At 53.3% G+C, this 8,562-nt stretch carries 9 protein-coding genes and 1 tRNA gene; 4 read left to right on the top strand and 6 right to left on the bottom strand.

Translation table 11 applies throughout. The annotated features are described in order from the left end of the window. The 3 genes from GTGU_RS14170 to GTGU_RS14160 all read right to left on the bottom strand — a co-directional run. Window positions 1–451: tyrosine-type recombinase/integrase (locus GTGU_RS14170; protein WP_038156347.1), on the bottom strand; the 451-nt coding region annotated here is incomplete at its 3' end. A 160-nt stretch (window positions 452–611) separates the two neighbouring features. Further along, window positions 612–687, bottom strand: a tRNA-Phe gene (locus GTGU_RS14165). 105 nt (window positions 688–792) lie between these two features. Continuing rightward, window positions 793–1,506, bottom strand: a complete 714-nt coding sequence (locus GTGU_RS14160; RefSeq protein ID WP_038158217.1) for a DUF554 domain-containing protein — start codon at window positions 1,504–1,506, stop codon at window positions 793–795. Window positions 1,507–1,833: 327 nt separating this feature from the next. Between GTGU_RS14160 and GTGU_RS14155 the strand changes: the two genes are divergently transcribed. Next, complete coding sequence (locus GTGU_RS14155; protein ID WP_038158214.1) at window positions 1,834–3,981, top strand: ornithine decarboxylase; 2,148 nt, start codon at window positions 1,834–1,836, stop codon at window positions 3,979–3,981. Between the two features lie 46 nt (window positions 3,982–4,027). Here the strand turns inward: GTGU_RS14155 and mltC are convergent, their stop codons facing one another. From mltC to mutY, 3 genes are read right to left on the bottom strand one after another with little or no spacing between them, the layout of a single operon-like run. Continuing rightward, window positions 4,028–5,110, bottom strand: a complete 1,083-nt coding sequence (mltC, locus tag GTGU_RS14150; protein ID WP_038158212.1) for a membrane-bound lytic murein transglycosylase MltC — start codon at window positions 5,108–5,110, stop codon at window positions 4,028–4,030. Between the two features lie 43 nt (window positions 5,111–5,153). Next, a complete protein-coding gene (locus tag GTGU_RS14145; RefSeq protein ID WP_038158211.1) occupies window positions 5,154–5,426 on the bottom strand; it encodes an oxidative damage protection protein in 273 nt (90 codons plus the stop codon). Window positions 5,427–5,453: 27 nt separating this feature from the next. Next, window positions 5,454–6,512 (bottom strand): A/G-specific adenine glycosylase, encoded by a 1,059-nt coding sequence (gene mutY / locus GTGU_RS14140; RefSeq protein WP_038158207.1) that lies wholly within the window; start codon window positions 6,510–6,512, stop codon window positions 5,454–5,456. A gap of 138 nt (window positions 6,513–6,650) precedes the next feature. Here mutY and trmB point away from each other — a divergent pair, with 138 nt between their 5' ends. From trmB to GTGU_RS14125, 3 genes are read left to right on the top strand one after another with little or no spacing between them, the layout of a single operon-like run. Then, on the top strand, window positions 6,651–7,370 hold the full coding sequence (gene trmB, locus GTGU_RS14135; protein WP_038158204.1) for a tRNA (guanosine(46)-N7)-methyltransferase TrmB: 720 nt from the start codon (window positions 6,651–6,653) through the stop codon (window positions 7,368–7,370). After that, window positions 7,370–7,696 (top strand): YggL family protein, encoded by a 327-nt coding sequence (locus GTGU_RS14130; RefSeq protein WP_038158200.1) that lies wholly within the window; start codon window positions 7,370–7,372, stop codon window positions 7,694–7,696. Before trmB ends, GTGU_RS14130 begins: the two co-directional genes overlap by 1 nt. A gap of 51 nt (window positions 7,697–7,747) precedes the next feature. Then, complete coding sequence (locus tag GTGU_RS14125; RefSeq protein ID WP_038158198.1) at window positions 7,748–8,470, top strand: YggN family protein; 723 nt, start codon at window positions 7,748–7,750, stop codon at window positions 8,468–8,470. The last annotated feature ends 92 nt before the right edge of the window (window positions 8,471–8,562 follow it).

Below are 8,562 nucleotides of genomic sequence, written 5' to 3'. Positions count from 1 at the left end.
TTTTGATCAGCTGTGCCAGATGGCGGGTTTCAATACGGGTGACATCCAGCCCGCCAATCTCCGGGAAAACGTAGCGGTTCAGACAGGTGATGATTTTATCCGCATGGCCTTTTGACCAGAGTTTCAGACAACTGGTATGCCATAAGGTCGCGACATGTTTAAATGTCCTGGATTCATCAATACTGGCAGAAGAGGATTTGCGGAGCCGGGAAGGGGGAATACCTGATGCCAGCAGTTTACGGGCAGCATCGCGTGTTTCACGAGCTTCTGCCAGACTAATCTGTGGGTATGCACCGAGGGCCAGACGATTTTCTTTTCCATCAAGACGGTAACGAAAATACCACAGACGAGAACCGCTGGTTGATACCAACAGATACAGACCCTGTGAATCGGTGAGTTTGTAGGCTTTATCAAGGGATTTTGCAGAACGGATTTTGCTGTCATTTAACATTTGGGGTCTCTCCAGTTTGTCGAACTGAACGACCCGCAGTCTGACCCCAATTTTTCCGGATACACAGGGATAAATCAAAATGCTCCGGAAAGACTTTTTATGCTAACTCACTGAATTGTTTAACTACAGGAACCTATGAGGAAGCATAAAAATGAAAAGGTGGTGCCCGGACTCGGAATCGAACCAAGGACACGGGGATTTTCAATCCCCTGCTCTACCGACTGAGCTATCCGGGCAACGGGGCGCATTAAACCTGATTCGCTCCGCTTCGTCAATGAAAATTGCGATTTTCATTGCAGACTGCACAATCTATCACCACTTTCGCCGGTTTGCACGAAGGCTCATGCAAAAAAGGCCGTCCAGGCGGCGGAAAGCGGCATTGCCAGCACCAGTGCAGGCAGCATATTTACCACCGCGAACATCTTGATTCCGCAGATGCGCAAGCCTGTCGCCACCAGGAGCAGACCACCCACTGAGGTAAAATCGGCCATCATCATCGGCGTGGTCATTGGCAGGATCATCGACGCGCAAACTGCCAGCGATAACTGGATTGCCAGCATCGGTACGCTTATCGCTGCAACAGCGATGCCCAACGTACAGGCAAAAATTGTGGCAGTGAAGAAATCAAGAAATGACTTCGCAATCAGGATGCTGGGGTCGCCGGTCATCCCTTCGCGCATAGCACCGAAAATCCCGGTACCGCTGGCGCAAAAAAGAATAATGATCGCGACATAGCTCTGGATAAACGTTTCATGCACACCGCTGCGTTTACCGCCGGATTTCATCATCAGTTGCTGAAGCTTGCCTACCGCGGTGTTGATGCCTTTCTCGAGATAGCAGAACTCACCAATCAGCGCGCCCACCAGCGTCGCCAGTACCATTACCGGTAAATTTGCGCATTTCACAACCAGCAGGATGCCAATGCCGAGTGAGGCAAGGCCAAAAATTGAAGTCATGGAAACGCGAATACGTTCCGGCAGACGCTGGCTCAGTACTGCACCCAGCACGCCGCCCAACAGGACGGAACCAGCATTAATAAAAGGACCAATAACCAAAAGCTACTCCTGCTAATTACTCGCAATAGTTGCATTATTATCACATGAATGCCCCGGGATATGGGGGCTATTCGAGAGGATTTGCATAATCAATGCATCTTGCACGTACAGACGAAAGGTGCCATGATTGCGCGAATTTTCCCCTTTCCAGAAATGGGGCCGACAGTGATGACCACTTCATTACGAATTTGCCTGCACCCATGCGCGCGCCAGCGTAGGTTATCCCATACTTCTGCACTGCTTTCTATGATCACCATGCGGTGAAGCTAAAGAAGTACCATCGTTGATTACTCCTCTTTCTTTTCCCCGAAATGGGTCCATTTGCTTATGAAATCAATGAAAATTGCCGCCAGCCATACGCTGGTTTCCCGACTCTCCACGCACCGGGAAGTTATCGCGCTCGACAGTACCGATTTCACTGATGTGGCTGCGGTTGTCATTAACGAAGCGGACAGCCGTAGCGGTATTCTGGCGTTACTCAAACGCAGCGGCTTTCAACTGCCGGTATTTTTGCTGAGTGAGGAAGGGACGGTTGTGCCCGATGGCGTCAGTGGCATGTTACAGGGAAGAGAACAGCAGTGGCTCGAGCTGGAAGCCGCGGCTGTCAGCTACGAAGAAAAGTTATTGCCACCATTCTTCGATACCCTGAAACAGTACGTTGAAATGGGCAACAGCACGTTTGCCTGTCCGGGGCATCAGCATGGCGCGTTTTTCAAAAAGCATCCTGCCGGACGTCAATTCTATGATTTCTTCGGTGAAAACATTTTTCGTGCTGATATGTGCAATGCCGACGTCAAACTCGGCGATTTGCTGATCCACGAAGGCGCAGCAAAACACGCGCAAAAATACGCAGCGAAAGTGTTTAACGCCGACAAGACCTGGTTTGTGCTAAATGGTACCTCGGCGGCGAACAAAGTGGTCACTAACGCGCTGCTGACACGCGGCGATCTGGTATTGTTCGACCGCAACAACCATAAGTCGAATCATCATGGCGCATTAATCCAGGCTGGCGCGACACCCGTCTACCTCGAAGCGGCGCGTAATCCGTTTGGCTTTATTGGCGGCATTGATGAACATTGTTTTGATGATGCGTACCTGCGTGATCTCATCAGCGCGGTTGCGCCAGAGAAAGCCGGTGAAGCCCGGCCATTCCGTCTGGCGGTGATCCAACTCGGTACTTATGATGGCACCGTTTATAACGCGCGACAGGTGGTCGACAAAATTGGTCATCTGTGTGACTACATCCTGTTTGACTCGGCATGGGTGGGTTACGAGCAATTCATTCCAATGATGGCTGACTGTTCGCCGTTGTTGCTGGATCTTAACGAAAACGATCCGGGGATTTTTGTCACGCAATCGGTGCATAAACAGCAGGCGGGATTCTCGCAAACCTCGCAGATCCACAAAAAAGATAATCATATCCGCGGCCAGGCGCGGTTCTGCCCTTATAAGCGGCTGAATAACGCCTACATGCTGCATGCCTCAACCAGTCCGTTTTATCCGCTGTTTGCCGCGCTGGACGTCAACGCGAAAATTCACGAAGGGGAGAGCGGACGTCGGCTATGGGCGGAATGCGTAGCGATGGGGATCGAGGCGCGCAAGGCAATCGTCGCTCACTGTAAGATGATCAAGCCGTTTATACCGCCTGTCGTCGCAGGGCGACCGTGGCAGGAACATCCCACAGAAACTATCGCCCGGGAGCGCCGTTTCTTCAGTTTCGGCCCGGGCGAGCGCTGGCATGGTTTTGAAGGCTACGCGCAGGACCAGTATTTTGTCGATCCCTGCAAGCTGCTGTTGACGACGCCTGGCATTGACGCAGAAACCGGGGAATATACTGATTTTGGCATCCCGGCGACTATTCTTGCCAATTACCTGCGTGAAAACGGCATTGTGCCGGAGAAGTGCGATCTGAACTCAATCCTCTTCCTGCTGACGCCTGCCGAAAGCCCGGAAAAGCTGGCGAAACTGGTCGCCATGCTGGCGCAGTTTGAGCAGCACATTGAAGACGACACGCCATTGTCGGTAGTGCTGCCGACTATCTGTCAAAAATATCCGGTGCGTTATCGTGATTACACCCTGCGCCAGTTGTGTCAGGAGATGCATGATCTCTACGTCAGCTTTGCAGTGAAGGATCTGCAAAAAGCGATGTTCCGTAAAGCCAGCCTGCCGCCAGTGGTGATGAACCCGCAGGACGCCAACCGCGAATTCATTCGCGGCAACGTTGAGCTGGTGCGTCTGAGCGAAGCGGAAGGACGAATTGCCGCCGAAGGCGCGTTGCCATATCCGCCAGGCGTACTCTGCGTGGTACCCGGTGAAATCTGGGGCGGGGCGGTATTGCGTTATTTCCTGGCACTGGAAGAGGGCGTCAACCTGCTGCCGGGCTTTTCTCCCGAGTTGCAGGGCGTCTACAGTGAAAAAGACGCTGATGGCATCAAGCGGTTGTACGGCTACGTACTGAAGGCTGCTGAGATCTGATCCGCTTTCCCCTCTCCCGTGCGGAGAGGGGACATGGCGCTCATCATTATTTCTGGCGATAACCTTTCTGCGCGGTATTCACTTTATACAGGTAGCGGCGGGATTCCGCAGACGGATGGCGGGTCGTCAGCGTCTGGTAGACATCACCCGGCGCCATGCTGTTGATGATGCTCGCCGCGCGAATTTTATCGTCAGAGAAAACACGCAACACGCTGCCTGCGCCGCCATTGTAGGCAGTAATGACCGCATAGCGACGTGACGTCGGGTTGTCGATCCCGGAGAGATAGACGTTATTCAGCATCGCCAGATACGCAGTGCCGGTATCAATGTTGCTTGCCGGATCAAACAGATAGCTGCGGCTCGGCGTCCCTGATTTCCCCTGCGCACGGAACACATCTTTGCCTGCACTGTGTTGAACCACCTGCATCAGGCCCAGCGCATCTGAACGGCTGACTGCATAGGGGTTAAATGAGGATTCGGTCTGCATGATCGCCAGAATCAGCGACTCATCAATGCCGTATTTACGCGCCGCCTGACGCACCATGCCGAGATATTTATGCGCACGCTTGTCCAGGTGGTTTGGCACAAGGTTAATGGTGATGCTGTAGATCACATGCAGGCCATTGCTGCGGCTCTTCATGCGGTTTTGCAGCAACCAGTCAGCAAAGCGCGCGGCGCGCCACTCCCAACGGATCGCCTCGCCATTGTTATCCACGACCTGCCCGTACAGGAACGGCTCTTTCGAAATCTGGATATCATCGGCGTCGGAATAGAGGTCGATCGATCCCGGATCGTCGCCCATCAGCAAGGTTTTGATGATCGTCTGACGCAGGCGCGCGGCCGGTTCGGTACCGGCGATAGTCTCGACGGTAAGGGTCCCCGCATCAAAGTTGATGTGGCTGCGGGTCTGATACTGGTCGGTATACTTTACGTAGTCTTTGGGGCCAGCCACCAGAACTTCGTTGTATCCCCAGATGTTTTCAATGTTATGGGCAAACTGCCCCATCAGGATGTCAAATCCGTTGGTGTCTTTGACCCAGGCTTCGTTATAAGAATCGCCTTTCTTCGAGCCGGAACACGACACAAGCAACGGCGCAATCAGGGCTAGCGCTAAAAGTTTTTTCATCATTCCGGGAGTGCGTGTTGTTGGGTTTAAAGCCCCGTGGGGCTTCTTATTTTTCCGGCGGCGTATAGCCTTCGATATGCACCTCTTTACCTTCAAACAGGAAGTTGACCATCTCCTGTTCGAGCAGTTTGCGGTGCTCCGGGTTCATCATGTTGAGCTTTTTCTCGTTGATGAGCATGGTCTGCTTATGCTGCCACTGAGCCCATGCTTCTTTAGAGATCTCGTTGTAGATCCGCTTGCCAATCTCGCCCGGATAAAGCTGGAAATCCTGACCTTCAGCGTCGCGCTGCAGGAAAGTACAAAAAATCGTTCTGCTCATGATAAATCCTCTTCTTCGGCCAGGGGACTACACCAGTGCCCCGGCGCGTAACTGCTGTAACAGGCGCTCCACGGGTGCCGCCAGCCCGACGGACGGCGGCAGGGCTAAGTTATACCAGAGAGCGCTGCCTTCATCCATGCACGTGGCAATGGAGTGCACGTCAAGCCACATCGGCACAATATCCAGATGGAAGTGACTGAATGTATGGCGGAACGCGTTAAGTTGCGTAAGATTATCTGATTTTATGCGCCGCTGCGCCAGCCACTCACGAAGCGCGGTTTCGTTCTCAAACTGCGGGAAACAAAACAGACCGCCCCATAACCCAACCGGTGGGCGCTGCTGGAGAAACACGTCGTTATCGTGCTGCATGATCAGGAAATAACCGGTGCGTTCCGGCAACGTCTGTTTCGGCTTTTTGCCTGGGTACTGCGCCCAGCTGTTGTTAGCGTGCGCGACGCAAATCGTATTCACCGGACAGAGCTCGCACTTCGGTTTTGAGCGGGTGCAGACCATCGCCCCGAGATCCATCATCGCCTGGTTAAAACGTTCAACGCCATTGGCGGGCGTAACTTGCTCGCTGATTTCCCACAGGCGATTTTCCACCTCTTTCTTCCCCGGCCAGCCACTGACGGCGTAACAGCGCGCCAGTACGCGTTTCACGTTGCCGTCGAGAATGGGAAAATGTTTGCCGAGAGAAAGCGAAAGAATCGCGCCTGCCGTTGAGCGCCCGACGCCCGGCAGCGCGGCTACCTCTTCAAACGTTTCCGGAAATTTACCCTTATGCAGCGAGGCGACCTGCTGCGCGGCTTTGTGCAGATTGCGTGCGCGGGCGTAGTAGCCGAGCCCGGTCCACAGGTGCAGCACTTCATCTAATGGTGCACTGGCCAGATCGGTAACGGTCGGGAATCGCGCCATAAAGCGCTCAAAGTAAGGGATAACCGTCGTTACCTGCGTCTGTTGCAGCATGACCTCAGACAGCCAGACTTTATAAGGCGTTTTTTCAATTTGCCAGGGCAGGGTTTTACGCCCGTATTTGTCGTACCAGTCCAGCACCTGGGCTGAAAATTGAGAGGCTTGCATGGTTATCGATTCGCATTATCAGGGAAGCAAATTCCAGCACAGCACTCCGGCGGTGTAAACAGGATCTTTCCCATGCTTGCATACTCTCCCTAACTTTGGATAATGCCCGTTTCCCGAACATTCTCACAAGCAGACATAATTTTTATGAATAACGACGTCATCTCACCGGAATTTGATGAAAACGGTCGCCCGCTGCGCCGTATTCGTAGCTTCGTCCGTCGCCAGGGGCGCCTGACGAAAGGACAACAGCATGCGCTGGATAACTACTGGCCGGTGATGGGCGTCGAATTCAGCGAACAGCCGGTTGATTTCGATACCCTGTTTGGTCGCTGCGCACCGGTCACACTGGAAATTGGTTTTGGCATGGGCGCGTCGCTGGTCGCGATGGCGAAAGCGAAGCCGGAACAGAATTTCCTCGGCATTGAAGTGCATTCGCCAGGTGTGGGTGCCTGTCTGAGTTCCGCCCATGAAGAGGGGGTTGAGAACCTGCGCGTGATGTGTCACGACGCGGTGGAAGTGCTGCATAAAATGATTCCTGACAACTCACTGAACATGGTGCAGCTCTTTTTCCCTGACCCGTGGCACAAAGCACGTCATAATAAACGCCGTATCGTTCAGGGGCCGTTTGCTGAGCTGGTCAAAAGCAAGCTGAAGCTCGGTGGGGTATTCCACATGGCGACTGACTGGGAGCCGTATGCAGAGCATATGCTGGAAGTGATGTCCTCGCTTGAGGGTTACAAAAACCTGTCGGAAAGTAACGACTATGTACCGCGTCCGGAATCACGTCCGGTGACCAAATTTGAACAGCGTGGCCATCGTCTTGGTCACGGCGTATGGGACTTAATGTTCGAGAGGGTGAAATAATGGCAAAGAATCGTAGCCGTCGTCTGCGTAAGAAAATGCATATCGACGAATTCCAGGAATTAGGCTTTTCAATTGCGTGGCGTTTTCCGGAAGGTACCAGTGAAGACGTGATTGATAAAACCGTCGATGACTTCATCAATGACGTGATAGAACCGAACAAACTGGCATTTGACGGCAGCGGCTACCTGGCCTGGGAAGGGCTTATCTGCATGCAGGAAATCGGTAAATGCACCGAAGAGCATCAGGCGATTGTCCGCAAGTGGCTGGAAGACCGCAAATTCGAAGATGTGCGCATCAGCGAACTTTTCGACGTCTGGTGGGACTAAGTTAACGAAAGGGCCGGCAAATGCCGGCCCGTTTTGTCTTGAGGGAAGATTATGATGCGCAATACGCTGCTTGCTGCGGCGCTAACGCTGACGGCGTTCGTCGTCCAGGCCGATTATCAGTGTAGCGTCACCCCGCGTGACGATGTGATTTTGAGCCCGCAAACCGTTCAGGTGAAAGGGGAGAACGGCAACCTCGTCATCACGCCTGACGGTAGCGTGATGTACAACGGAAAACAGTACAACCTCTCCGCGGCTCAGCGTGAGCAGGCCAAAGATTATCAGACCGATTTACGCAGCGCATTACCGTGGATCGACGAAGGCGCCCGCTCCCGCGTCGAAAAAAGCCGCGTGGCGCTGGATAAAATCATCTCTGAGCAGGTCGGTGAAAGCAGCAGCATGCGTGGACGTCTGACCAAACTGGACGCCCAGTTGAAAGAGCAGATGAACCGCATCATTGAGCATCGTAGCGATGGCCTGACGTTCCATTATAAAGCGATCGATCAGGTGCGCGCTGACGGCCAGCAACTGGTGAATCAGGCTATGGGCGGCATCCTGCAGGACAGCATCAATGAAGTCGGGGCAAAAGCGGTGCTTAAAGGCGGCGGCAATCCGTTACAGGGCGTTTTAGGCAGCCTCGGCGGGCTGCAAACCGCGATTCAGAACGAATGGAAAACTCAGGAAGATGATTTCCAGAAATTCGGTAAAGACGTCTGTGCACGTGTCGTTTCGCTGGAAGACAGCCGCAAAGCGCTGGTAGGAACATTGAAGCAGTAAATTATCCGGCTTTCCGTTTTCAGACAGAAAGCCGGTAATTCGGAATTCATTTATCCGTCCTGACGGGACGCGTCCTTTATCCTGTGTGGCGT

It is taken from the genome of Trabulsiella guamensis ATCC 49490 (assembly GCF_000734965.1).
GTDB lineage: Bacteria > Pseudomonadota > Gammaproteobacteria > Enterobacterales > Enterobacteriaceae > Trabulsiella > Trabulsiella guamensis.
This window is presented reverse-complemented; position numbering and strand designations above follow the sequence as displayed.